Below are 21,083 nucleotides of genomic sequence, written 5' to 3' on the forward strand. Positions count from 1 at the left end.
TGATCAGGCCAGATACTTGTCCAGGGCCTTTTCGATTTCGCTTTTGACCATCCCGGCCATCGGGGTCAGCATCAGCCCCAGCTTGACCTTGACCCGCACGCTGTCATCGCTGACCAGGATCGAACCATCGGCGCCGCTGCGCTTGAAGGTCAACTCGTCGCCGCACCACTCACACTTGGCATCCAGCTTTTGCGCCAGCTTGTCGGCCAATAGCTGAGCGCGTTCGCGGGCAACGTCCTTGCCCAAGCTGTGTTCACGGGTAATGTCTACGGTGGCCATGGCCTGCTCCTTATGGTTTTAATCGGCCCATAGCATGCCGCAAACTGCGTCGCCATGCGACAGCAAGTCTCGGCGAAATCCCCCGCTGACGGGGAAAAAATGGTTAGAATGTGTGGCTGAACCGCCATCTCAGAGCAAGCCGATGAACAAGCACAACGATTCCGAGCGCACTACCCATTTTGGCTACCAGACGGTGGCCGAATCGGAAAAGGCCAACAAGGTCGCCGAAGTGTTCCACTCGGTCGCAGCCAAGTATGACCTGATGAACGATCTGATGTCCGCCGGTATCCATCGGTTATGGAAACGCTTCACCATCGAACTGTCCGGCGTGCGCCAGGGCAACCGGGTACTGGACATCGCCGGCGGCACCGGCGATCTGACTCGCAAGTTTTCGCGTCTGGTCGGCCCGGAAGGCGAGGTGGTGCTGGCTGATATCAACGCCTCGATGCTCAAGGTCGGGCGCGACCGGCTGCTCGACAAGGGCGTGGCCGGCAATGTGCGCTTCGTCCAGGCCGACGCCGAGGCCCTGCCGTTCCCGGACAACCACTTCGACTGCATCACCATTGCCTTTGGCCTGCGCAACGTCACCCACAAGGACCGTGCGCTGGAGTCAATGCTGCGGGTACTCAAGCCAGGCGGTCGCCTGCTGGTGCTGGAGTTTTCCAAACCGGGCAACCCTCTGCTGTCCAAGGCCTACGATCAGTATTCGTTCACCCTGATGCCGCTGATGGGCAAGCTGGTGACCAACGATGCCGAAAGCTACCGTTACCTGGCCGAATCGATCCGCATGCATCCGGATCAGGAAACCCTCAAGGCGATGATGGAAGAGGCCGGCTTTGCCCGGGTCAGTTACCACAACATGACCGGCGGGATCGTTGCCCTGCACCGGGGAATCAAGCCCTGATGCTGACCCAGGCTCTGCTCGCCGGGATCGAACGCAGTCTGGCGCTGGCCGTTGCCCGCGACCCGGTGACCGCCCAACGGCTTGGCCGACTGGCCGGCAAGGTACTGTTGATCCAGGCCCGCGACCCTGACTGGCAGCTGTGCCTGCTCCCCGACGCCGACGGTATTCAGTTGCTGGCCAGCGCCGAACTTGAGCCAGACTGCACGCTGAGCGCGCCCAGCGCGCTGTTGGCCCGGCTGGCCCTGAGCAGTCAGCGCCAACGCCTGTTGCAGGATCCGGCCCTGACCCTCACAGGTGACAGCCAGGTACTGATCAGCCTGCAAAACATCATCGCTGACCTGCGTCTGGACGGCGAAGCCGAGCTGGCCCGCTGGGTCGGTCCGGTGGTCGCCCCACTGATCGTCAAGCTGCTGCGCCATGGTCGTGACTGGGCCGGCCAGACCCACGACAGCCTGACCCGAACCCTGGGCGAGTACCTGACCGAAGAGTCGCGCCAACTGATCGGTCGCGACGAAGCCGATGTCGCCAGCCGCAAACTTTACGACCTGCGGCTGCGCCTGGAGCGCCTGGAAGCCCGCGTCAATCAACTTGGCCCCACGGACCCGGAAACGCCCGACGCATGAACCTGACCGCCTTGCTGCGCCTGCTGCGCATCCTGCAGATCTTTATTCGCTATCGCCTCGACCAGTTGCTGAGCCCGCTGCCGCTACCTTGGCTGGCGCGCCTGCTACTGGCCATCGGTCCCTGGCGACTGCGTCCGGCGCCACGCCAGCTCAGCCGCGGCGAGCGGCTGCGGCGGGCCTGCGAGGACCTGGGTCCGGTGTTCATCAAGTTCGGTCAGATTCTTTCGACCCGCCGCGATCTGCTACCTGACGACATCGCCCTGGAACTGGCCCACTTGCAGGACAAGGTACCGCCATTCCCGGCTGATCAGGCCCGGCAACGGATCGAGCAGCAGCTTGGCCAACCGATCGAGCAGGTTTTCGCCAGTTTCAGTGATCAGCCACTGGCCTCAGCCTCGGTGGCTCAGGTGCATGCCGCCCGACTCAAGGATGGCAGCGAAGTGGTGGTCAAGGTCATTCGCCCAGGCATCGGCGAGATCATCGACCAGGATATCCAGTGGCTGTTCCTGGCCGCTCGAGCCCTGGAAAAGCTCTCCAGTGAAGGCCGGCGGCTGCGCCCGGTCGAAGTGGTCAGCGACTATGAAAAAACCATCTTCGACGAACTTGATCTGCTGCGCGAGGCAGCCAACGCTTCGCAACTGCGACGCAACTTCGAAGACTCGCCACTACTCTATGTACCGCGCATCTACTGGGACTGGTGCCGCCACAAGGTACTGGTCATGGAACGCATCACCGGCATCCCAGTGACCGACCTGGAGGCTCTGGCCGATCAACGCACCGACATGCGCAAGCTGGCCGAGCGCGGCGTGGAAATCTTCTTCACCCAGGTGTTCCGCGACAGCTTCTTCCATGCCGACATGCACCCGGGCAACATTTTCGTTGCCCACAAGCACCCGTGGGAGCCGCAGTACATCGCCATCGACTTCGGCATCGTTGGCAGCCTCACACCCGAAGATCAGACCTACCTGGCGCGCAACCTGATGGCCTTCTTCAAGCGCGACTACCGCCGGGTCGCGCAATTGCACATCGACTCCGGCTGGGTACCCGCCGACACCCGGGTCAACGAATTCGAGGCAGCAATCCGCAGCGTCTGCGAGCCGATCTTCGAACGTCCGCTCAAGGACATTTCTTTCGGTCAGTTGCTGCTGCGACTGTTCCAGACCGCCCGGCGCTTCAATATGGAGGTCCAGCCGCAACTGGTGTTGCTGCAAAAGACCCTGCTCAACATCGAGGGCTTGGGACGCCAGCTCTACCCCGATCTCGATCTGTGGACAACCGCCCAGCCCTATCTGGAGCGCTGGATGCGTGAACGGGCACTGCCCCAACAGCAATGGCGCCATGCCCAGCAACACCTGGAACGTCTGCCGCTGCTACTGGACAACGCTCAGCAGGCGCTGCAGCACCTGGCTCACCCGCAGCCGGCCCGTTCAGCACACAGCCGGTCGGTCTGGCCTTTGCGCCTGGCCGGGCTGCTACTGCTCGGATTCGGCGCCGCCGGGCTGGGCCTGAATCCCGGCGACTGGAGCCAGACGCCGGCCATACACTGGCTCAGCGGCGCCATTGGCGCCTGGCTGATACTGCGCCGCTAGCGCGATGCATGACATAACTGGCACACTTAGCCCATGAACCCGATATCCAACGACACCGCCTGGCTGGACTGCATCAAATGGGATGCTGACGGTCTGGTTCCTGCCATCGCCCAGGACGTACACACCCAACGCGTACTGATGGTGGCCTGGATGAACCGTGAAGCGCTGCGCCTGACCGCCGAGGAAGGGCGCGGCATCTATTGGTCTCGCTCACGGCAAAAGCTGTGGCGCAAGGGCGAGGAGTCCGGCCACGTGCAGGTACTGCATGAACTGCGCCTGGACTGCGACGCCGATGTGATCATCCTGATGGTCGAACAGTTGGGCGGCATCGCCTGTCATACCGGCCGTCAGAGCTGCTTCTACCGGGTCTGGAAAGATGGCCAGTGGCAGGTGGTAGACCCGGTGCTCAAGCACCCCGAACAGATCTACGAGCACAAACATGAGTGATACTCTGACCCGCCTGGCCGCGGTTCTGGAACAGCGCAAGCAGGCCAGTGCCGACGGCTCCTATGTCGCCAGCCTGCACGCCAAGGGCCTGAACAAGATTCTGGAGAAGGTCGGCGAGGAATGCACCGAAACCCTGCTGGCGGCCAAGGATTGCGAGCACCGCGACGACAAGTCGGAGCTGGTTTACGAAACCGCCGACCTGTGGTTTCACAGCCTGGTCATGCTCAGCCATCTGGGCCTGGGCCCGGACGACATATTGAAAGAACTGGAACGCCGCTTCGACCTGTCCGGTCTTGAAGAGAAAGCGTCCCGTCAACACAAATAGGGCAATGCCCTGGAGGTAGGCAATGGGTTTTGGCGGCATCAGCCTGTGGCAACTGTTGATCATTCTGCTGATCGTGATCCTGCTGTTTGGCACCAAGCGGCTCAAAGGCATCGGCAGCGATCTGGGCGAAGCGATCAAGGGCTTTCGCAAATCGGTCAATCAGGACGAAGACAAGCCAGCTAACGACAGCATCGAGAAGAAAGACGCCGATACCATCGACGTCACCGCCGAAAAGAAACAGGACAGCCAGTCCAAGGACTGATCGTCCATGTTCGATATCGGTTTCATCGAAATGCTGGTGGTGGCCATCATCGCCCTGCTGGTGCTCGGTCCCGAGCGCCTGCCTGGTGCTGTGCGCACCGTGGGCCTGACCATTGGCCGGATCAAGCGTGGCTTCAGTGAAGTGCGCGAGCAGGTCGAGCGTGAAATCGGTGCCGACGAACTGCGCCAGCAACTGCACAACGAACGGATCATGGCCGAGCTGGAGAAGCAGGCCCTGGGCAAAAGCTCCAACGTGAAACGCAACGGTAACCAGAACGTCACGACCGATGCGCAGACTGACACACCGGACCAGCCCAGCACAGCTCCTGACCATGACAGCCCAGCACCCCGTGATGAACAGCGATAACAAGCCCACACCTGCAGCCGACGACATGCCGCTGGTCGCTCACCTGACCGAGCTGCGCTCCCGGCTGCTGCGCATCATCCTGGTCTGGCTGCTGATCTTTGCCGGGCTGTTCTACTTCGCCAACGATCTTTATACCTTTATCTCCGAGCCACTGCGGGTCTATCTGCCTGAAGGCACCAGCATGATCGCCACCGATGTGGCCTCGCCGTTCCTGACCCCGTTCAAGCTGGCCCTGGTCTGTGCGTTGTTCATCGCCATGCCGTTCGTGCTGCACCAGCTCTGGGGCTTCATAGCCCCTGGCCTGTACAAGCACGAAAAGCGTCTGGCGGTGCCGCTGCTGGTGTCCAGCATCCTGCTGTTCTATGCCGGCATGGCGTTCGCCTATTACGTGGTGTTCCCGCTGGTGTTTGGCTTTTTCACCAGTACCGCGCCGGCCGGTGTGGCGGTGATGACCGACATCAACAAGTACCTGGATTTCGTCCTGACTCTGTTTTTGGCCTTCGGCCTGGCGTTCGAGATCCCGGTGGCCACCGTACTACTGGTGCTCAGCGGCGCGGTAACGGTCGAAAAACTTGGCCGCATCCGCCCTTATGTGGTGGTCGGCTGCTTCGTCATCGGCATGGTACTGACCCCGCCGGACGTTATATCCCAGACCCTGCTGGCGCTGCCGATGTGGCTGCTGTACGAAGTCGGCATCCTGTTCAGCCGGTTTATCCGCCCGCGCCCCAGTGGCAGTGACGAGTCCCCGCCAGCGGCATGAACCTGCTCCTGCTCGAAGACGACGACTTCGTCGCCAGCGACCGGGTGCGGCTCAGCGGGCGACGGCTCAAGCACATGCTGGAGATTCATCAGGCCGAAGTTGGCGACCTACTGCGGGTCGGCCGGCTGGGAGGGCTGATGGGCCAGGCCGAAGTTCTCAGCCTGAGCCCTGACAGCACCGAACTGCAGGTTCAGCTCGACCAGCCACCGCCTGCCAAGCTGCCACTGACCCTGCTGCTGGCCATGCCCAGACCCAAGATGCTGCGCCGCATCCTTCAGCACTGCGCCAGCCTGGGCGTGGCCGAACTCATCCTGCTCAACAGCTATCGGGTGGAAAAGAGCTTCTGGCAGACGCCGTTTCTGCAGCCCGAGCAAATCCGCCACAACCTGCTGCTGGGACTGGAGCAGGCCCGCGATACCGTGCTGCCACAGGTACGTATTGAAAAGCGCTTCAAGCCCTTTGTCGAAGATCAGTTGCCAACGCTGCTGAACGGTAAGCAGGGACTGCTGGCCCATCCCGGCCCTTACCCGGCCTGCCCCCGGGCTGTGACCCAGCCGCTGCTGCTGGCCATCGGCCCGGAGGGCGGCTGGATCCCCTATGAAGTGGACAAACTGTGTCAGGCCGGACTGCAACCGGTACAACTGGGCGAGCGCATCCTGCGCGTGGAAACCGCAGTTACAGCCCTGATCGGCCGACTGTTCTAAACCCGTTCCAGCATCACCGGCACCGGCCGGCAGACGGTATTGCATACCGGCGAATGGTCCTTGGCAAAAGCCAGCAGCTCATCCAGTTCCTGATCGCTGCAATCGGCCTCGATCGCCATCTCAATCCGGATACTTTCATAGCCCACCGTGGCCTGCGGATCGAGATTGAGAAAACCTTCCAGATTGATCGTGCCGCTCAATCGGGTCGACAGCTTGCGGATGGTGATACCCCGAGCCGTGGCATGCAGCACCGTGGTAGTGGTGACACAACCGGCCAGCGCATGCAGCAGGTACTCCACCGGGTTGGCACCTTCATTGTGGCCCAGCAACACCGGCGGCTCACCGTTGGTGTAAACGAAATCGGCGCTGCGTGACTGGTCTTCGGCACCTACGCCGTAGAAGCCGCGAATCTGCGAGCGGTTTTCCCCGCCATTGATCCACTGGTTGCTGGCGCGGAATTCGAATTGCGCCAGGCTGGGCTGGTTACTCAGCAGGTTAATGGTCTGGTCCAGTTGGGCCAGGTCAAGGCCATTGCGGGTCAGGGCCGGAGCTTGTGCGTTCATCTTGCCTTCCTCATTGCTACAGTGATTATCGATGCAAGCGCTAAAACGTTCGCGCTTGCAGGCAAGATAAGCTGTCGACTGGCAGCCGATCAGATGGAGTTTTGACAAAAACAGGGCATTCGTGCCACTTCCGTACGGAGGTTTCATGATGAACGCCAGCAGCCAGCCCGTTCGCGCCCAGATCCTGGCACTGCCGGAAACCGCCGGCTCAGCGCTGTACGGCATGCTCGACGTGCTGCTGGCCACCGGCAACCTGTGGCAGACCCTGGTCGCCGATGAGCCGCCCCGGCGCTGCTTCGAGGTCAGCATCGTCGCCTTGTCCGACAGCCCCTTTCACTGCGGGCACGGCATCCCGGTCGAGCCGGTCTGCAGCATCAGTCAGGCCCCGCCCGCCGAGCTGCTGATCATTCCGGAAATCTGGCTGGCTCCGGAGGAACGGCTGGACGGTCGCTATCCCGAACTGATGCGCTGGCTGCAAGCTCAATATCGCGCTGGGGTGGCGATCTATTCAGCCTGTTCCGGCGCCATTTTGCTGGCCGAAAGCGGGTTGCTGGATAACTGCGCGGCGACCTCGCACTGGGGCTATCAGGATCTGTTTCGCCAGCGCTACCCTCAGGTTCGATTCCACCCCGAAGCCAACCTGGTGGTCGCTCAGCCCAATGGCCGGCTGGTTACTGCCGGCGGCACCACCTCCTGGCATGACCTGGCTCTGCACATCATTGCCCGGCATATCGGCATCGGCGAGGCCTTGCGAATCGCCAAGGTCTATCTGCTCAAGTGGCACGATGAGGGTCAGTTACCCTTTACCGGACTGGTACGGCGTACCCCCCATGCCGACGCCGTGGTCCGGCGCTGCGAAAGCTGGCTGCAGGACAACTTTCAGGACAGTCAGGCACTGGCGCACCTGCTGCAACAGGCCGCGCTGCCCGAACGTACGCTCAAGCGCCGGTTCAAGCAGGCCACCGGCTGCTCGCTGATTGAGTATTTGCAAAACCTGCGGATCGAAGCGGCCAAACGGCTGCTGGAGCAGTCGCGCCTGGCGATCGAAGACATCAGCCTGGCGGCCGGCTACGAGGACACCTCATTCTTTCGCCGGCTGTTCAAACGCCTGACCGGACTGACTCCGGGCCAATACCGGCGCCTGTTCCAGCCACTGGCCCGGGCTCTGGACTAATCGGCTCGCGGCGCGCCGACCAGCGTCGGCAGCACGTCATCATCACGCCAGCCAAAACCGGCCTGAACCTGCACATCACGGGCACCGACTGGCTCACCGCATTCGGAGCAGACCATCACCGGGCGCATGACCTGGCCACAGCCCTTGTGCACATGCAGCACCGGCGCGCCGCGCTCATCGGCCATATGCCGATCGCCCCAGTGCACCAGCGCCAGCAGTACCGGGTGCAACTCCAGCCCCTTGTCGGTCAGCCGGTACTCTTCACGTAGCGGGCGCTGCTGATAAGCCTGCTTGCGCAATACGCCGTGTTCGACCAGTTTTTTCAGACGGTCGGTGAGAATGTGCCGGGTAATACCCAGACGCCGCTCGAACTCGTCGAACCGGCGCACCCCGAGAAAACAGTCACGCAGCACCAGCAAGGTCCAGCGATCGCCGACCACCGCCAGGGTGCGGGCCAGGGAACAAGGTTGTTGATCGAGATCTTCCCAGCGCATGGGCAGGACTCCTTGAGGATGGTCTGCACAGAATAATAGCTTGACAGGTTCCAAAAAGGAACTGAGTATTAATCTGTAGGTTCCAAAAAAGAACTAACGAGGACAACAACATGCCCAAAGCCCAGGTCGCTATTGTCATCGGTGCCGGCGACGCCACCGGCGGCGCCATTGCCCGCCGTTTCGCCCGTGAAGGTTTTACCCTGTGCATCACCCGACGTCAGGCCGATGCCCTGCAGCCATTGGCCGAGCAGATCCGCGCCGAAGGTGGCCAGGCGCATGCTTTTGGCTGTGATGCCCGGCGCGAGGAGCAGATGGTGGAGCTGTTCGAGCACATTGAGCGTGACATCGGCGAGATTGCCGTGGTGGTATTCAATATTGGCGCCAACGTCCGCTTCGGCATTACCGAAACCACTGAGCGGGTTTATCGCAAGGTCTGGGAAATGGCCGCTCTGGCGGGTTTTCTCAGCGGCCGGGAAGCGGCCAAGGCGATGCTGCCGCGAGGCCGTGGCACCATCATCTTCACCGGGGCGACCGCCTCACTGCGCGGCGGCAACGGCTTTGCCGCCTTCGCCAGCGCCAAGTTCGCGCTACGGGCACTGGCCCAGAGCATGGCCCGCGAACTCGGCCCGCAGGGTATCCACGTTGCCCACCCGATCATTGACGGGGCCATCGACACCGCCTTTATCCGCGACAATTTCCCCGAGCGCTACGCGCTCAAGGACCAGGCCGGGATTCTCGATCCGGAGCACATTGCCGAGCAATACTGGCAGTTGCATTGCCAGCCGCGTGACTGCTGGACCCATGAACTGGATCTGCGCCCGTGGATGGAAACTTTCTGATTTAACGCATTGAACAAACGCACCGGAGACCTTGCGATGAGCAAACAAGTCGAATTCTTCTTTGATGTCGGCAGCCCGGCCAGCTACCTGGCCTGGACCCAGCTCCCGGCCCTGGCTGCGCGGCAGCAGGCCGAGATCGTCTGGAAACCCATGCTGCTGGGCGCGGTGTTCCAGGCCACCGGCAACAGCTCACCGGCCACCATCGAGGCCAAGGGTCGTTATACCCGGCTGGATTTTCAGCGCTTTGCCCAGCGCTACGGCGTCGCCTTCAACCACAATCCGCACTTTCCCATCAACACCCTGCTGCTGATGCGCGGGGCGGCGGCCTATCTGGGCGGTCCGCGCTTTGCCGACTACCTCAGCGCCATCTTCAAAGCCATGTGGGTGGATGCCCAGGACATGAACCAGCCCGAGGTAGTAGGTACTGTGCTGGCCAAGGCCGGTTTCGATCCGCAGGAAGTATTGGCATTGTGCAACGACCCTGCCACCAAGGAGCGGCTCAAGCAATTGACCGCTGAAGCGATTGAGCGTGGAGTGTTCGGGGCACCGACGCTGTTCGTGGCCGACGAGATGTTCTTCGGCCAGGACCGGCTGGATTTTGTCGAGCAGGCGCTGCAAGCGGAGTGAAAGGCTTGACGACCAGGGTTCCGCGGCCTAGCTTTGGCGGACTATCTACACCCGGAACCCTGTCATGCTTTCGCTTGCGTTCAAATGCCTGCTCGGCGCTCTGGCCGTGCTGGCTATAGCGCTGTTGGCCAAATCCCGGCATTTCTACATTGCCGGACTGGTACCGCTGTTCCCTACCTTCACTATCATCGCCCACTACGTGGTGGGCACTCAGCGACTCTCCAGTGATCTGCGCATGACTGCGATCTTCGGGCTCTGGTCGCTGATTCCCTACGCCCTCTATCTGCTGGCGGTCGCCTGGTTCAGCCAACGCTTTTCGCTGCTGATCACCCTGCTGCTGGCGGTGGCCGCCTGGACCGTGGCCGCAGCAATCCTGGTCCATGTCTGGTCGCGGATCTACCCGCTGCAATAACTCAGACTTCGAGCAGCAGGGTCACCGGGCCGTCGTTGACCAGGTGAACCTGCATGTCGGCGCCAAAGCGGCCACTGGCAACCTGCGGATGGCTGGCCCGGGCCCGTTCCAGCAGGTAGTTGAACAGCTCTTCAGCCAGCGCTGGCGCGGCTGCGGTGGAAAATCCCGGGCGTAGGCCCTTGCGGGTGTCGGCCGCCAGCGTAAACTGCGAAACCAGCAGCAGCCCGCCGCCGACATCCTGGAGCGAGCAGTTCATCCGCCCCTCGGCATCGTTGAAGACCCGGTAGTTGAGCAGCTTGTGCAGGAGCTTGTCAGCCTTGGCCTGATCATCGCCTGGCTCGACACCGACCAGCACTAGCAGCCCCTGATCAACCGCACCCACCACCTCGCCGGCGACCTCAACCCGGGCATGGCGTACCCGTTGCAGCAAACCCTTCATGCCTTACTCCGCCTGCGGGGTCAGATTCAACAGGCGCTGGGCCATGCTCTGAGTCGCCCGCACCAGCGCATCGGCGATACTCGGCTCAGAGGCGGCGTGCCCGGCATCGCGAATGATCTGCAGCTCACTGCCAGGCCAGCGCTGATGTACGGCATAGGCATTGTCCAGCGGACAAACCATATCGTAGCGGCCGTGGACGATGATCCCTGGGATATGGGCGATGCGGCCCATGTTGGCCAGCAACTGATCGGGCTCCAGAAATGCCTGGTTGATGAAGTAGTGGCACTCGATCCGGGCAATGGCATAGGCCCGGCGGGCCTCGCTGAAGCGCTCGACCACCTGGCTGCTCGGGCGCAGCGTGGCGCAGCGCCCCTCCCACACCGACCAGGCCTTGGCCGCATGCATGCGACAGATCTCGTCGTCACCGGTCAGGCGACGATAATAGGCGGCCACCATGTCATCGCGCTCGGCCTCGGGGATCAGCGACACATAGTCCTCCCAGTAATCGGGAAACACGTGGCTGGCGCCTTCCTGGTAGAACCAGTGGATATCCTGATCACGGCAGAGAAACACCCCACGCAGGATCATGCCCAACACCCGCTGGGGATGGGCCTGAGCATAGGCCAGCGCCAAGGTCGAGCCCCAGGAACCACCAAACAGCACCCACTGCTCGATACCCAGATGCTCGCGCAGCGCCTCCAGATCGTCGATCAAATCAGCCGTGGTGTTGTTTTCCAGACTGGCATGCGGCGTTGAACGCCCTGAGCCGCGCTGGTCAAAGGTGATGATTCGATAGATCGAGGGATCGAAAAAACGCCGGCTCAGACTGTCGCACCCAGCTCCGGGACCACCGTGAATGAATACCACCGGCAGCCCCTCAGCCTGGCCACTTTCATCAGCGTAAAGTACATGTGGTGACTGCACCGCCAGTTCATGCCGGGCGTAGGGTTTGATCTCCGGGTACAGCAGCTGCATGATGGGGCTCCTGGGCTGGGCGGGCGACTTTGTCGCGCCTGGCGATATGCTCAACACACCACATTACTGACCGGCGAGGCATATGTCACCTGTACGTTTTTTCGCACTGGGCCTGCTGGCCCTGATACTGCTCGGCTGCTCACGTCCGAGCCCGGATGAGCAGCTCAATCGCAGTCTCACCGAGTTGCAGGAGGCGATCGAAGCACGCTCCAGCGAGCGGGTGCTGAAACTGCTGCACCCGGAGTTCAACGCTCATCAGCCCTATGACCGCGACTGGGCCAGACGCACTATGGCCCTGCTGTTTCTTCAGCACCAGCGCATTCAGGTGCTGGTGTTGAACCAGACGACCCAAATCGACCCGATCTACAGTGGTCAGGCCCGCACTGAGGCCCAGGTCACCCTGAGCGGCGCAGAGCGTTTCATACCCGACAGTACCCGCTATTACCGCATCACCCTGGACTGGCTGGAAGATGATGGCGACTGGCGCGTTCATCGCCTGAGTTGGGAATAGCAGCAACCACGGAGTGGCGCGTTTCTAGCGCTCTGCTGCGCTTCAGGCTTTAATAAACCAAGGCTTCAGACTCTTGGCTGGCACTGTTTGTGCTTGCCTACAACAATAAACCACCGCCTTGAGGATGTCGCATGCCGCTTGAGCGCGCCAGTTGCCAAGCCCCTGATCAACGCCTGATCAGCCTGCAGAGTACCTGCCTGATCGCCCACTGCTTTGCGGCCCAGGGGTTGTCGGTCAGCGACCTGCTGAACGCCACCGGACTGAGCGAATCCGACCTTGAGCAACCTTCGCGGTTGATCACCCCAGCCCAGGAACAGCAGGTATTCGCCAATGCAGCCAGGTTAGCCAACTCGGCCCTGATCGGCCTTGAGCTGGGTCAACGCATGCGCATCTCCGCCTACGGCCAGCTCGGCTATGCCATGCTGTCGAGTCCCACACTGGGTCAGGCGCTGGAGGTCATGCTCAGCTATCCGGTGCTGCTTGGCAGCTATTTCCGGCTGTCACTTGAACTGCTAGATGACGGCCTGGTTGCCCTCAGCGCCCGCGACTATCATGAATCGCCACAACTGCGGCTGTTCAATACCGAGCTATGCCTGTCATCGGTCAAGGCCATGCTCGATGATGCTCTGGGTCAGCCTTTGCCCCTGAGCGCCATACACCTGAGCCTGCCGGCTCCCAGCCATGCCGAACACTACCCGCAGGCATTCGGGACCTGTCAGTTGCTGGCACACCAGGATGCCGAACGGCTGGTATTCGATTCGCACTGGCTGGATGCCCCGCTACCGCTGGCCGACCCGGTTACCCAGCATGAAGCCCTGCGCCAATGCCAGCAATTACAGGAGCGTTTTTGCGCCCAACAGTCCCCGCTGGTTGTCAGCCTGACCGAACAGTTGCAACAGACCCTGGATGCACCGCCAAGCCTGGAGCAACTGGCCGGGCGCCTGCACTGCACCTCCCGTACCCTGCGCCGCCACCTGCGTCAGGCCGGCTGTGGTTATCAGCAACTGCTCGACCAGTTGCGCCTGCAACAGGCCAAGACCCTGCTCAGCCGCCCTCATCTACCCATCTATGTCATCGCTGAACAGCTCGGTTTCAGCGAGAGCGCCAGTTTCCGCCATGCCTTCATCCGCTGGACCGGCATGACCCCGCGAGCCTGGCGCCAGCATCAGAAAACCGCAGAACACTAGGCCCTGTCCGTTTCGATCCCTTTTCTGTCCCCAGCTATCGTTCCGCCTCATGCCGCCAGAGGCCATGATCAAGGTCAGCCCCCTGGCAGAACAACAACCGGAACGAGAACCACCATGCAGACTTTCTACAGCGATGACCACCACCTGCACCACGGCCAGGCCGAGCTTAACAACGGCCAACTGATGCCCTGCTTCGAGAAGCCCTCACGCGCCGATATGGTGCTCGAACGAGTCAGAAGTACCGGTTTGGGGCCGGTACAGGCACCCGAGGACTTTGGTCTTGCGCCCATCAAGCGCGTGCATGACAGTCAGTTTGTCGACTTTCTCAAGGGCGCCTGGGCCCGCTGGGCCGCACTGGGCCGCAGCCATGACATGCTCCCGCTGGCCTGGCCGCCACGGCGTATGCCGGCACGCTGCCCCGAGGATATCGACGGCCAGCTCGGCTACTACAGCTTCGACGCCGGGGTACCGATGAACGCCGGCAGCTGGCAGGCCATCTACAGCAGTGCCCAGGTAGCACTCAGTGCCCAGGCCCGGCTCGCCACCGGTGATCAGGCCGCCTTCGCCCTGTGCCGACCACCCGGACACCATGCCGGAATCGACTACATGGGCGGCTACTGCTACCTGAACAATGCTGCCATCGCCACCCAGGCCCTGCTCGACGGCGGTGCACGCAAGGTGGCGATTCTCGATGTCGACTTCCACCACGGCAACGGCACCCAGGACATTTTCTACCAACGGCCTGATGTACTGTTCCTGTCGATTCACGGCGACCCGCGTCACGAATACCCCTGCTTTGCCGGCTATGCCGATGAACGCGGTGAAGGTGCCGGGCTGGGCTACAACTACAACTATCCGCTGGCCGCCGGCAGTGACTGGACGCGGTGGTCGCAGGCACTGGCTGATGCCCTGCGGGTGATCGCCGGTTATGGCGCCGATGCTCTGGTGGTTTCGCTGGGGGTAGACACCTACAAACAGGATCCGATTTCCAGCTTCAAACTGGACAGCCCCGACTACCTGCGTATGGGTGAGCAGATCGCCAGCCTCGGCCTGCCCAGCCTGTTCGTGATGGAAGGCGGCTACGCCGTCGAAGAGATCGGCATCAATGCCGTCAATGTCCTCAGCGGTTTTTCCAGCCGACGCTGATTCACCTTAGGAGCACCACCATGAAACTCAAGCCACTCTTGCCAACCCTGGGGCTCATGCTCCCGCTCAGTCTGTTTGCCACCCAGAGCCAGGCCGCTGACGTGCGGATCTACAACTGGTTCGACTACACCCCGCAATCGACCCTCGACAGCTTTCAGGCCGCCACCGGCATCCGCCCGACCCTGGACACCTTTGACTCCAATGAAGTGCTGGAAGCCCGGCTGATGTCCGGACGTTCCGGTTATGACGTGGTCGTGCCCAGTGACAGCTTTCTGGCCAAGCAGCGTCAGGCCGGTGCCTTTCAGAAACTGGACAAAAGCCTGCTGCCCAACCTCGGCAATCTCAACCCGGACCTGATGCAGGCGCTGGAGGGCAATGACCCGGGTAACGAATATGCGGTGCCTTATATGTGGGGTACCAACGGGATCGGCTTCAATGTCGACAAGGTCAGGGCAGTGCTGGGCGAGGATGCCCCGGTCGATTCCTGGGCCCTGGTGTTCGACCCCACCTACATGGCCAAGCTGGCCCAGTGTGGCGTGGCGTTCCTCGACTCACCCTCAGAAATTCTGCCGGCCGCCCTGCACTATCTGGGTCGCGACCCCAACAGCACCGAGGCCGACGATTATGCCGCCGCCGAAGAACTGATGCTGGCGATCCAGCCCTATGTCCGCTATTTCCACTCCTCACGTTTCCTCAACGATCTGGCCAACGGGGAAATCTGCGTCGCGGTCGCCTGGTCCGGCAGCATCCTGCAGGCCGATGCCCGGGCTCAGGAAGCAGGTAATGGGGTGCAACTGGAGTACCGGATACCCAAGGAAGGCACCCAGGTCTGGTTCGATCTGATGGCGATTCCGCGTGATGCGCCCAACCCGGCCGGCGCCCATGCCTTTATCAATCACATCCTCGAACCCGAGGTAGTGGCGGCGATCAGCAACGAAGTGGGTTACGCCAACCCCAACCAGGCAGCCACTCCACTGGTCAAGGAGTCCCTGCGCACCAATCCCGGAGCCTACCCGCCAGCGCAAGTGCAGGCCCGGCTGTTCACCCTCAAGCCCTTGCCGATTGCCGCTGAGCGTATCCGCACCCGGGCCTGGAACAGGATCAAGACCGGCAAGTAAACAAAAGCCCCGGAGCAGGAATCAAACTCTGCTCCGGGGCAGCCACTCAGCCGCCGAACGGCGCTCTGCCGATCAGCCAGAGGTGCAGCCACAGGGCAAAGATCACCCAGGTAACCAGCCCGACCACCACAACCGCAGCATCCCGACTCAGCTGGCCGCTAGCCGGTACCAGCCCGGCCAGCCGGTCACGCCGACGGTTGCTGACGTAGGCCGCCGTGGCCCACACCAGAAAACCGCCAAACAGCAGCAGGTCTGCCAGGGTACCGTTGGCAATCAAGTGGGCCAGCGCCCAGAACTTCACCCCCAGCAGCATCGGATGACCAACCCGGGCCTTGAGTTTTGAACCCGGCAGATAGGCGGCAACCAGCAGAATGAATGCCGGTATGGTCAGCAGGGCTGCCAGGTGGCGAGTCCATACCGGCGGCACCCACAGCCAGGTCGGAGCCAGCCGTGCCTGCCCATAACCCCAGATGATCAGCACCAGACCGATCAGCGCCACCAGCGAATACAGCCCCTTCCAGGGCATCAGGCCCAACCGCTGCACCTGTTGCTCACGCCAGGCCGGCGCCAACATGCGCAGCGAATGCACGCCAAGAAAAATCACCAGACCAATCACCAGAGCCAACATCGGTATATCCTTTTTTCGTTGTTATGGCCCTGGCGAGTAGTCCAGGGCTGGTTAGCGGGTTTCAGGGTAGGCTTTCAAACTCCCCACCTGCGAACGCACCAGCAAGGCACCGGTGTCATCGAAGTCAAACCCGTCGATCGCTTCCAGCGTTTCCAGGAAACGCTGCTCCTGCTCCATCAATGATGGAGCGCAGGCCATCATGGTGGTAGCCGCCTGACTGACCGTCAAGCTCTCACCCGTGAGGGCGTACTGGCCCATGAAGTTGTTGCACGAAGCGCGACCGGCAATCCGTCCGTCAGGGAAAAAGTTCAGAGTCACCCGCGACCGGTCGATGATACCGCCACCGTTGATGTCTTCCACCACCCATTCAACACCCTGCAACAAACGTTCGGGCTGACCACCACACCCTTGAAGGGTTTCGCCATCGACCATCAGGCTGACCTGCTGGGGGAAGGGCATCCCGCTCATGCTGTCGCGGCACAGCCGTTCGGTAACCAGCAGGGTTATCGTCTGCTCGCCCTCACCAGCGTCAATCCGGCTGCGGCTGGTGCTTTCCTGCTCGTTACGATAGGGCAAGGTGCGCGTCAGCTTGTCGTCCATGCGCTGCAGACTCAACTCGCCCGCGTCCAGTTCGACCGACCAGAACGGCTCATTGCCCGTAGCCTTGAATGGCTCGACAACCGCTCCCGGCGGCACGCAAAGCGGATACTCGTCACCGTTGAGCGTCAGCCAGCCCTGATTGCCCTTGCTCCAGAAACTGGTGCTGGGGTCGCCCTCGAGCTCGAACTTGGCTCCCGACGCACTGACCGCCGGCAGCAGCACCAGCTCCTGGCCTTTGACATTGAGCATCAGCTTGTCATCTTCATAACCGACGTTGATCTGCAACTGGCCACAGTTGAACACGTTGCTGAAAGCCGAACCGCGATGGGGCAACAGCACGATCTCGCCCAACTCGGCATCACCACCGGCCAGATCCACTTCTACCGGGCCAGACGCCCAGGTAGTACGCCCACCCTCCTGAATCGCGGCCCGCAGCACATAGCTGGAAGCCTGGGCCAGAGTCTGAGCATCCACCTCCAGGGCAAAATTCACCGGCACCTGCTGGCCATCCAGGCTGATGCGCTGCTCAGCCAATACGCCGTCCCCATCGACTGCCTCGGCATCACGCAGCTCGACCAGCGCCTGGCTATCAGGTAACAGGGCGATTCGCGCCCGGTAGGTGAGGCTACCGCTGATCCGGCTCAGGGCCTGCTCGGCCTCCTGCTCAGTGACCCGCTCGCTGCTGGCCGGCGCCTCGCTGGCAGGTTCTGAGCAGCCGGTCAGCGCCAAAACGGCACCCAGCGACAAGGCAATGGCAAGTGGTGTGAGTTGCATAGTGGTTCTCCCTGAACAATGGAGCCCATCAGACCCGAACCAGCCGGTTCGGTTCCTGGGCATTCAATCCGGCAGCCAGATACTGCCTTCCAGATACAAGCGTGCCTGCCCGGCAACCAGCACGTAATCCTCGCCGACCTGACAGTGCAGTACGCCGCGCCGCGCCGAGGCCTGCAACGCCGTTAGCTGCGGGCGGCCCAGCCGCCCAGCCCAGAACGGCGCCAGACCGGCGTGGATGGAGCCAGTTACCGGATCCTCCAGCCCACCATTGGCCGGCCAGAAATAGCGCGAGACACAATCGAACTCACGCCCCGCTGCCGTCACCACGGTATCGCGCGGCGCCAGGCGGGCCAGGGCGGTGGGCTCGGGTACCACATCATGCACAGCCTGTTCATCATGATAGACGGCAAACCAGGCCTGGCGGTTGCGCCAGACCTCATCCGGGCGGATAGACAAACCTTCCAGCAACGCCAGCGGCACCTCATCGACCGGCTCCGGCGCCAGCAAGGGGAAGCGCATTTCAATCAAACCATCGGCCTTGCGCCAGACCTGCAACCGGCCGACGGCCGGAGCAGTGAAGCTCAGCACCTCAGATTCCGGCATCTGGCGGAACAGCACAAAGGCGCTGGCCAGAGTGGCGTGCCCACAGAAATCGATTTCCGCCAGCGGCGAAAACCAGCGAATCGCATAGCTGCCATCCGCCGAGGGCACGAAAAAAGCGGTTTCCGACAGGTTGTTCTCGGCCGCTATCGCCTGCATCAGCGGCTCGGGCAACCACTGGTTCAACGGCACCACCGCCGCCGGATTGCCAGCAAACAGGCGGTCGGTAAAAGCATCGACCTGATACAGTCTCAGCGGCATAGCACTCACTCCATAGCCAGTAAATGCACGAGTTTAGCCACAGTGCCGCTCAGCAGCCTGCAACAGCCAGTGCGGATTCAGGCATAACAGTTTCTTTAAAAAGATGATCCCGGTTCCTGCAAAAAGGCCAGCTCCTCGGCCGTGGATGGCCGGCCGAGAATGGCATTGCGATGCGGATAGCGTCCAAAGCGCTCAATGATCTGCTGATGCTTGAGTTCGTAATCCAGACTGTCTTGCTGCCCCAGCGCAGTGAACAGCCTGACCGCCTGCTCATGGATAACCGGCGACTCGCTGTGCATATAGGGCATATAGAGAAAGCTGCGCTGTACCGGCGGCAGTTGCTGGTCGAGCCCGGCGGCGACGGCTTCCTGGGCCAGAACCAGCGCCATCGCGTCATTGGCAAAGGCCCGCGCAGTGTCACGCCAGATATTACGGGAAAACTGATCCAGCACCAGGATCTCGGCCAACCGGCCTTCAATCGTTCGGCGCCAGGCGGCCAGCTCAGCACGTTCGGCCTGCTGGTGCAGCGCCAGAAAGCGCCGGGCCACCAGTTGATCGAACTGCGGATCCTTCTTCCACCATTGCCCGGGTTTGATTTCCTCGAACCAGAAAGTCAGTATGGTTTGATACATGCACACATCCTGTTTGCCGGGAGAGTCTATTGAGAACGCGCCTGAGCCCACGCCCACCGCTGCTGGCCCTGATTGGCCTGGTCACCCTGCTGGTGATCTTCGCCTTGCTGCCGATCAGTGTAGCCGACCTGCTGAGCTGGGGCGCCCAACTGGTTGGTCATCCGCTGGCTCTGGCCGGGCTGGTGCTGATCATGCTGCTGTTGATGAGTTTCGGCCTGCCCGGTAGCCTGTGCTTTTGGCTGATCGCCCCTTTTCACCCCCCCTGGCTCAGCGTTCCGCTGCTGCTGATCGGTAGCGGCGGCGGCGCGCTGGGCGCCTACTGGCTTGGGCGCAAGGTCGGCTCGGCCTGGCGCCCCGGGAAACTGGCTCGCCAGGTACTCCGGCTGCTGGCCAAGCGCAGTGACTTACTCACCCAATGCGCGCTGCGCATCCTGCCCGGCTTTCCCCACGCCTTCATCAATCTGGCCGCCGGTGTTCTGCACCTGCCCCTGATTACCTATATGCTGGCGGCCGTGGTGGGCCTGAGCATCAAATGGACCGTCTATGCCCAGGCAGTCCACGGCATGGTCAGCGCCACCCAGGCCGAACAGGCCCTGGGACTGAGCAACCTGCTGCCGCTATTGGTGTTGGCCGGTCTGCTGACTCTGGGCGGCCTGGCCAAGCGCCTGTGGCTGAATCCCAAGTCAACATGACCTGACTACACCAGGCCACGGCTTTTGCGTATCATCCGCGCCGACTCGCCTAGGGAACCTCTGGGAAACGTAGGCGAGGCAGGCAAGACAAGGCAAAAACAGCCGAAAAAGCGCAGTTTACGTGTGGTAAATGAGCATTTTGAGGCTGTTTTTAACGCAGTATTGACAACGTAGGTAGTTTTCAGAGTTTTTCTAGCAGACTGACCATGAAACCCGAACTAGTCAAAGCCGCCGACATAGACCGTACCGACACCTGGCTGCGCTACCGCAAGGGCCTGTGCGACAGTTGCCATGGCAGTTGCTGCACCCTGCCGGTGGAAGTCCGAATCGACGACCTGATCCGCCTTGAGCTGGTCGACGAGTTCGAGCGCAGCACCCCGCTCAAACAAATCGCCAAGCGCCTGCAAAAGGAAGGCGTAATCGAGCGCCTGAACCTCAAGAGCGGTATCTTCACCCTGCGCCGCATGAGCAACGACGACTGCCTGTTCCTGGACCGCCACAGCCGCCGCTGCACGGTCTACGACAAACGCCCCGATACCTGCCGCAATCATCCCCAGATCGGGCCGCGTCCGGGCTTTTGCGCCTACCGGCCGAAGATGGGCCAATAACCTGGCAACTGCTATCATTTGCCCCTCAATCAACAGGAGCCCATTATGAAGAAAGGGATTTTCACGCTAGCCGCCATCATTCTGTCCGGCGTCCTGGCCACCAGCAGCTTCGCAACCACCCCCGACGCGGCCAAGCGGGCCGACATTGCCCACCTGCTGGAATTGACCAACGCCACCGCGATGGGTCAGCAGTTTGCCAATGCGACCCTGGCCGAGATCATGCAAATTCTCAAGCTGCACCGCCCCGATCTAGATGCGAAAGGGCTCGACGTGATTGTGGCCGATATCAGCGATGTGCTGAATGAAAACATGGGCTCATTCAACGAACTGATCATCAACATCTATGACCAGCACATTTCCCATGAAGACGTCAAAGCCATGATCGCCTTCTACGAAACCGATGCAGGCAAACGCCTGATCGAGCTGATGCCAACCCTGATACAGGAAGGCATGGTCGCGGGCCAGCAATGGGCCGAGTCACTGCAACCGCAACTGCAAGCTCGAATCACCAAGCGTCTGGCAGCGACAGAATAACCCCTCCGGG

General features: G+C 61.7%; 29 protein-coding genes. 20 read left to right on the forward strand and 9 right to left on the reverse strand.

The genetic code is table 11. The features are described 5' to 3' along the window. Nucleotides 1–3: 3 nt before the first annotated feature. Nucleotides 4–279 (reverse strand): polyhydroxyalkanoic acid system family protein, encoded by a 276-nt coding sequence (locus C2846_RS12635; RefSeq protein ID WP_080048753.1) that lies wholly within the window; start codon nucleotides 277–279, stop codon nucleotides 4–6. A 142-nt stretch (nucleotides 280–421) separates the two neighbouring features. On the opposite strand from C2846_RS12635, the gene ubiE reads away from it, so the two are divergent. From ubiE to C2846_RS12680, 9 genes are read left to right on the forward strand one after another with little or no spacing between them, the layout of a single operon-like run. After that, the gene (ubiE, locus tag C2846_RS12640; RefSeq protein ID WP_080048754.1) at nucleotides 422–1,183 is read left to right on the forward strand and encodes a bifunctional demethylmenaquinone methyltransferase/2-methoxy-6-polyprenyl-1,4-benzoquinol methylase UbiE; all 762 of its coding nucleotides are present in this window, start codon (nucleotides 422–424) and stop codon (nucleotides 1,181–1,183) included. After that, the gene (locus C2846_RS12645) at nucleotides 1,183–1,806 is read left to right on the forward strand and encodes a ubiquinone biosynthesis accessory factor UbiJ (protein WP_080048755.1); all 624 of its coding nucleotides are present in this window, start codon (nucleotides 1,183–1,185) and stop codon (nucleotides 1,804–1,806) included. The genes ubiE and C2846_RS12645 overlap by 1 nt, the downstream gene beginning before the upstream one ends. Then, nucleotides 1,803–3,395, forward strand: a complete 1,593-nt coding sequence (gene ubiB, locus C2846_RS12650) for a ubiquinone biosynthesis regulatory protein kinase UbiB (RefSeq protein ID WP_080048756.1) — start codon at nucleotides 1,803–1,805, stop codon at nucleotides 3,393–3,395. The genes C2846_RS12645 and ubiB overlap by 4 nt, the downstream gene beginning before the upstream one ends. A gap of 33 nt (nucleotides 3,396–3,428) precedes the next feature. Beyond that, nucleotides 3,429–3,842 (forward strand): phosphoribosyl-AMP cyclohydrolase, encoded by a 414-nt coding sequence (hisI, locus tag C2846_RS12655; RefSeq protein WP_080048757.1) that lies wholly within the window; start codon nucleotides 3,429–3,431, stop codon nucleotides 3,840–3,842. Further along, nucleotides 3,835–4,167, forward strand: a complete 333-nt coding sequence (locus C2846_RS12660; RefSeq protein WP_080048758.1) for a phosphoribosyl-ATP diphosphatase — start codon at nucleotides 3,835–3,837, stop codon at nucleotides 4,165–4,167. The genes hisI and C2846_RS12660 overlap by 8 nt, the downstream gene beginning before the upstream one ends. A gap of 22 nt (nucleotides 4,168–4,189) precedes the next feature. Continuing rightward, a complete protein-coding gene (gene tatA, locus C2846_RS12665) occupies nucleotides 4,190–4,429 on the forward strand; it encodes a twin-arginine translocase TatA/TatE family subunit (RefSeq protein WP_080048759.1) in 240 nt (79 codons plus the stop codon). A gap of 6 nt (nucleotides 4,430–4,435) precedes the next feature. Then, nucleotides 4,436–4,795: a Sec-independent protein translocase protein TatB gene (gene tatB / locus C2846_RS12670; protein ID WP_080048760.1), complete on the forward strand. Its 360-nt coding sequence runs from the start codon at nucleotides 4,436–4,438 to the stop codon at nucleotides 4,793–4,795. Beyond that, nucleotides 4,782–5,555, forward strand: coding sequence for a twin-arginine translocase subunit TatC (gene tatC, locus C2846_RS12675; RefSeq protein WP_080048761.1), 774 nt, complete (start codon nucleotides 4,782–4,784; stop codon nucleotides 5,553–5,555). Before tatB ends, tatC begins: the two co-directional genes overlap by 14 nt. Beyond that, nucleotides 5,552–6,259, forward strand: a complete 708-nt coding sequence (locus C2846_RS12680) for a 16S rRNA (uracil(1498)-N(3))-methyltransferase (RefSeq protein ID WP_119701592.1) — start codon at nucleotides 5,552–5,554, stop codon at nucleotides 6,257–6,259. The genes tatC and C2846_RS12680 overlap by 4 nt, the downstream gene beginning before the upstream one ends. Here the strand turns inward: C2846_RS12680 and C2846_RS12685 are convergent. Then, nucleotides 6,256–6,822, reverse strand: a complete 567-nt coding sequence (locus C2846_RS12685; RefSeq protein ID WP_080051607.1) for an OsmC family protein — start codon at nucleotides 6,820–6,822, stop codon at nucleotides 6,256–6,258. The genes C2846_RS12680 and C2846_RS12685 overlap by 4 nt on opposite strands. Before the next feature lie 145 nt (nucleotides 6,823–6,967). Between C2846_RS12685 and C2846_RS12690 the strand changes: the two genes are divergently transcribed. Continuing rightward, nucleotides 6,968–7,996, forward strand: a complete 1,029-nt coding sequence (locus C2846_RS12690; protein WP_205890211.1) for a GlxA family transcriptional regulator — start codon at nucleotides 6,968–6,970, stop codon at nucleotides 7,994–7,996. Here C2846_RS12690 and C2846_RS12695 read toward each other — a convergent pair. Continuing rightward, nucleotides 7,993–8,490, reverse strand: coding sequence for a winged helix-turn-helix transcriptional regulator (locus tag C2846_RS12695; protein WP_119701593.1), 498 nt, complete (start codon nucleotides 8,488–8,490; stop codon nucleotides 7,993–7,995). The two genes, C2846_RS12690 and C2846_RS12695, sit on opposite strands and share 4 nt — an antisense overlap. Nucleotides 8,491–8,600: 110 nt before the next feature. Between C2846_RS12695 and C2846_RS12700 the strand changes: the two genes are divergently transcribed. From C2846_RS12700 to C2846_RS12710, 3 genes are all read left to right on the forward strand, one after another. Beyond that, nucleotides 8,601–9,329: an SDR family oxidoreductase gene (locus C2846_RS12700; RefSeq protein ID WP_080048765.1), complete on the forward strand. Its 729-nt coding sequence runs from the start codon at nucleotides 8,601–8,603 to the stop codon at nucleotides 9,327–9,329. Nucleotides 9,330–9,365: 36 nt separating this feature from the next. Continuing rightward, nucleotides 9,366–9,956, forward strand: coding sequence for a 2-hydroxychromene-2-carboxylate isomerase (locus C2846_RS12705; RefSeq protein ID WP_119701594.1), 591 nt, complete (start codon nucleotides 9,366–9,368; stop codon nucleotides 9,954–9,956). Between the two features lie 64 nt (nucleotides 9,957–10,020). Continuing rightward, nucleotides 10,021–10,368: a GlpM family protein gene (locus C2846_RS12710; RefSeq protein WP_080048767.1), complete on the forward strand. Its 348-nt coding sequence runs from the start codon at nucleotides 10,021–10,023 to the stop codon at nucleotides 10,366–10,368. Between the two features lies 1 nt (nucleotide 10,369). Here the strand turns inward: C2846_RS12710 and dtd are convergent, their stop codons facing one another. Continuing rightward, nucleotides 10,370–10,807: a D-aminoacyl-tRNA deacylase gene (dtd, locus tag C2846_RS12715; protein WP_080048768.1), complete on the reverse strand. Its 438-nt coding sequence runs from the start codon at nucleotides 10,805–10,807 to the stop codon at nucleotides 10,370–10,372. A 3-nt stretch (nucleotides 10,808–10,810) separates the two neighbouring features. Next, a complete protein-coding gene (pip, locus tag C2846_RS12720) occupies nucleotides 10,811–11,782 on the reverse strand; it encodes a prolyl aminopeptidase (RefSeq protein ID WP_119701595.1) in 972 nt (323 codons plus the stop codon). An 82-nt stretch (nucleotides 11,783–11,864) separates the two neighbouring features. Here pip and C2846_RS12725 point away from each other — a divergent pair, with 82 nt between their 5' ends. From C2846_RS12725 to C2846_RS12740, 4 genes are all read left to right on the forward strand, one after another. Further along, a complete protein-coding gene (locus C2846_RS12725; RefSeq protein WP_119701596.1) occupies nucleotides 11,865–12,293 on the forward strand; it encodes a hypothetical protein in 429 nt (142 codons plus the stop codon). Nucleotides 12,294–12,424: 131 nt separating this feature from the next. Next, nucleotides 12,425–13,480: an AraC family transcriptional regulator gene (locus C2846_RS12730; protein WP_119701597.1), complete on the forward strand. Its 1,056-nt coding sequence runs from the start codon at nucleotides 12,425–12,427 to the stop codon at nucleotides 13,478–13,480. Between the two features lie 114 nt (nucleotides 13,481–13,594). Next, a complete protein-coding gene (locus tag C2846_RS12735) occupies nucleotides 13,595–14,626 on the forward strand; it encodes a histone deacetylase family protein (RefSeq protein ID WP_119701598.1) in 1,032 nt (343 codons plus the stop codon). Between the two features lie 20 nt (nucleotides 14,627–14,646). Continuing rightward, nucleotides 14,647–15,744 (forward strand): polyamine ABC transporter substrate-binding protein, encoded by a 1,098-nt coding sequence (locus C2846_RS12740; RefSeq protein ID WP_420849051.1) that lies wholly within the window; start codon nucleotides 14,647–14,649, stop codon nucleotides 15,742–15,744. A 46-nt stretch (nucleotides 15,745–15,790) separates the two neighbouring features. Here the strand turns inward: C2846_RS12740 and C2846_RS12745 are convergent, their stop codons facing one another. The 4 genes from C2846_RS12745 to C2846_RS12760 all read right to left on the reverse strand — a co-directional run bounded on the left by C2846_RS12745 (nucleotide 15,791) and on the right by C2846_RS12760 (nucleotide 19,239). Next, nucleotides 15,791–16,372, reverse strand: coding sequence for an NnrU family protein (locus C2846_RS12745; protein WP_080048774.1), 582 nt, complete (start codon nucleotides 16,370–16,372; stop codon nucleotides 15,791–15,793). A gap of 51 nt (nucleotides 16,373–16,423) precedes the next feature. Next, entirely contained in the window at nucleotides 16,424–17,746 is a 1,323-nt protein-coding gene (locus C2846_RS12750; RefSeq protein WP_165443819.1) for an META domain-containing protein, read from the reverse strand. A gap of 63 nt (nucleotides 17,747–17,809) precedes the next feature. Continuing rightward, entirely contained in the window at nucleotides 17,810–18,595 is a 786-nt protein-coding gene (locus tag C2846_RS12755; RefSeq protein ID WP_119701665.1) for a PhzF family phenazine biosynthesis protein, read from the reverse strand. A 107-nt stretch (nucleotides 18,596–18,702) separates the two neighbouring features. Continuing rightward, a complete protein-coding gene (locus C2846_RS12760) occupies nucleotides 18,703–19,239 on the reverse strand; it encodes a DUF924 family protein (RefSeq protein WP_095625939.1) in 537 nt (178 codons plus the stop codon). Nucleotides 19,240–19,268: 29 nt separating this feature from the next. On the opposite strand from C2846_RS12760, the gene C2846_RS12765 reads away from it, so the two are divergent. The 3 genes from C2846_RS12765 to C2846_RS12775 all read left to right on the forward strand — a co-directional run bounded on the left by C2846_RS12765 (nucleotide 19,269) and on the right by C2846_RS12775 (nucleotide 21,073). Then, complete coding sequence (locus tag C2846_RS12765) at nucleotides 19,269–19,931, forward strand: TVP38/TMEM64 family protein (RefSeq protein WP_119701600.1); 663 nt, start codon at nucleotides 19,269–19,271, stop codon at nucleotides 19,929–19,931. Nucleotides 19,932–20,137: 206 nt separating this feature from the next. Further along, nucleotides 20,138–20,539 (forward strand): YkgJ family cysteine cluster protein, encoded by a 402-nt coding sequence (locus tag C2846_RS12770; RefSeq protein ID WP_119701601.1) that lies wholly within the window; start codon nucleotides 20,138–20,140, stop codon nucleotides 20,537–20,539. 45 nt (nucleotides 20,540–20,584) lie between these two features. After that, nucleotides 20,585–21,073, forward strand: a complete 489-nt coding sequence (locus C2846_RS12775; protein ID WP_119701602.1) for a DUF2059 domain-containing protein — start codon at nucleotides 20,585–20,587, stop codon at nucleotides 21,071–21,073. Nucleotides 21,074–21,083 lie beyond the last annotated feature (10 nt).

The sequence above is a fragment of the Pseudomonas jilinensis genome (assembly GCF_003586265.1).
Lineage (GTDB): Bacteria > Pseudomonadota > Gammaproteobacteria > Pseudomonadales > Pseudomonadaceae > Halopseudomonas > Halopseudomonas phragmitis.

What these genes read in the sequence shown, in the direction of transcription:
- C2846_RS12635 (WP_080048753.1), bottom strand. Translation starts at nt 279, where the DNA reads ATGGCCACCGTAGACATTACCCGTGAACACAGCTTGGGCAAGGACGTT.
- C2846_RS12710 (WP_080048767.1), top strand. Translation starts at nt 10,021, where the DNA reads ATGCTTTCGCTTGCGTTCAAATGCCTGCTCGGCGCTCTGGCCGTGCTG.
- C2846_RS12660 (WP_080048758.1), top strand. Translation starts at nt 3,835, where the DNA reads ATGAGTGATACTCTGACCCGCCTGGCCGCGGTTCTGGAACAGCGCAAG.
- ubiE (WP_080048754.1), top strand. Translation starts at nt 422, where the DNA reads ATGAACAAGCACAACGATTCCGAGCGCACTACCCATTTTGGCTACCAG.
- C2846_RS12735 (WP_119701598.1), top strand. Translation starts at nt 13,595, where the DNA reads ATGCAGACTTTCTACAGCGATGACCACCACCTGCACCACGGCCAGGCC.
- C2846_RS12770 (WP_119701601.1), top strand. Translation starts at nt 20,138, where the DNA reads ATGAAACCCGAACTAGTCAAAGCCGCCGACATAGACCGTACCGACACC.
- C2846_RS12700 (WP_080048765.1), top strand. Translation starts at nt 8,601, where the DNA reads ATGCCCAAAGCCCAGGTCGCTATTGTCATCGGTGCCGGCGACGCCACC.
- C2846_RS12740 (WP_420849051.1), top strand. Translation starts at nt 14,647, where the DNA reads ATGAAACTCAAGCCACTCTTGCCAACCCTGGGGCTCATGCTCCCGCTC.
- C2846_RS12745 (WP_080048774.1), bottom strand. Translation starts at nt 16,372, where the DNA reads ATGTTGGCTCTGGTGATTGGTCTGGTGATTTTTCTTGGCGTGCATTCG.
- tatB (WP_080048760.1), top strand. Translation starts at nt 4,436, where the DNA reads ATGTTCGATATCGGTTTCATCGAAATGCTGGTGGTGGCCATCATCGCC.
- C2846_RS12750 (WP_165443819.1), bottom strand. Translation starts at nt 17,746, where the DNA reads ATGCAACTCACACCACTTGCCATTGCCTTGTCGCTGGGTGCCGTTTTG.
- C2846_RS12725 (WP_119701596.1), top strand. Translation starts at nt 11,865, where the DNA reads ATGTCACCTGTACGTTTTTTCGCACTGGGCCTGCTGGCCCTGATACTG.
- dtd (WP_080048768.1), bottom strand. Translation starts at nt 10,807, where the DNA reads ATGAAGGGTTTGCTGCAACGGGTACGCCATGCCCGGGTTGAGGTCGCC.
- C2846_RS12730 (WP_119701597.1), top strand. Translation starts at nt 12,425, where the DNA reads ATGCCGCTTGAGCGCGCCAGTTGCCAAGCCCCTGATCAACGCCTGATC.
- C2846_RS12760 (WP_095625939.1), bottom strand. Translation starts at nt 19,239, where the DNA reads ATGTATCAAACCATACTGACTTTCTGGTTCGAGGAAATCAAACCCGGG.
- C2846_RS12695 (WP_119701593.1), bottom strand. Translation starts at nt 8,490, where the DNA reads ATGCGCTGGGAAGATCTCGATCAACAACCTTGTTCCCTGGCCCGCACC.
- C2846_RS12775 (WP_119701602.1), top strand. Translation starts at nt 20,585, where the DNA reads ATGAAGAAAGGGATTTTCACGCTAGCCGCCATCATTCTGTCCGGCGTC.
- tatC (WP_080048761.1), top strand. Translation starts at nt 4,782, where the DNA reads ATGAACAGCGATAACAAGCCCACACCTGCAGCCGACGACATGCCGCTG.
- C2846_RS12680 (WP_119701592.1), top strand. Translation starts at nt 5,552, where the DNA reads ATGAACCTGCTCCTGCTCGAAGACGACGACTTCGTCGCCAGCGACCGG.
- C2846_RS12685 (WP_080051607.1), bottom strand. Translation starts at nt 6,822, where the DNA reads ATGAACGCACAAGCTCCGGCCCTGACCCGCAATGGCCTTGACCTGGCC.
- tatA (WP_080048759.1), top strand. Translation starts at nt 4,190, where the DNA reads ATGGGTTTTGGCGGCATCAGCCTGTGGCAACTGTTGATCATTCTGCTG.
- hisI (WP_080048757.1), top strand. Translation starts at nt 3,429, where the DNA reads ATGAACCCGATATCCAACGACACCGCCTGGCTGGACTGCATCAAATGG.
- pip (WP_119701595.1), bottom strand. Translation starts at nt 11,782, where the DNA reads ATGCAGCTGCTGTACCCGGAGATCAAACCCTACGCCCGGCATGAACTG.
- C2846_RS12645 (WP_080048755.1), top strand. Translation starts at nt 1,183, where the DNA reads ATGCTGACCCAGGCTCTGCTCGCCGGGATCGAACGCAGTCTGGCGCTG.
- C2846_RS12690 (WP_205890211.1), top strand. Translation starts at nt 6,968, where the DNA reads ATGATGAACGCCAGCAGCCAGCCCGTTCGCGCCCAGATCCTGGCACTG.
- ubiB (WP_080048756.1), top strand. Translation starts at nt 1,803, where the DNA reads ATGAACCTGACCGCCTTGCTGCGCCTGCTGCGCATCCTGCAGATCTTT.
- C2846_RS12705 (WP_119701594.1), top strand. Translation starts at nt 9,366, where the DNA reads ATGAGCAAACAAGTCGAATTCTTCTTTGATGTCGGCAGCCCGGCCAGC.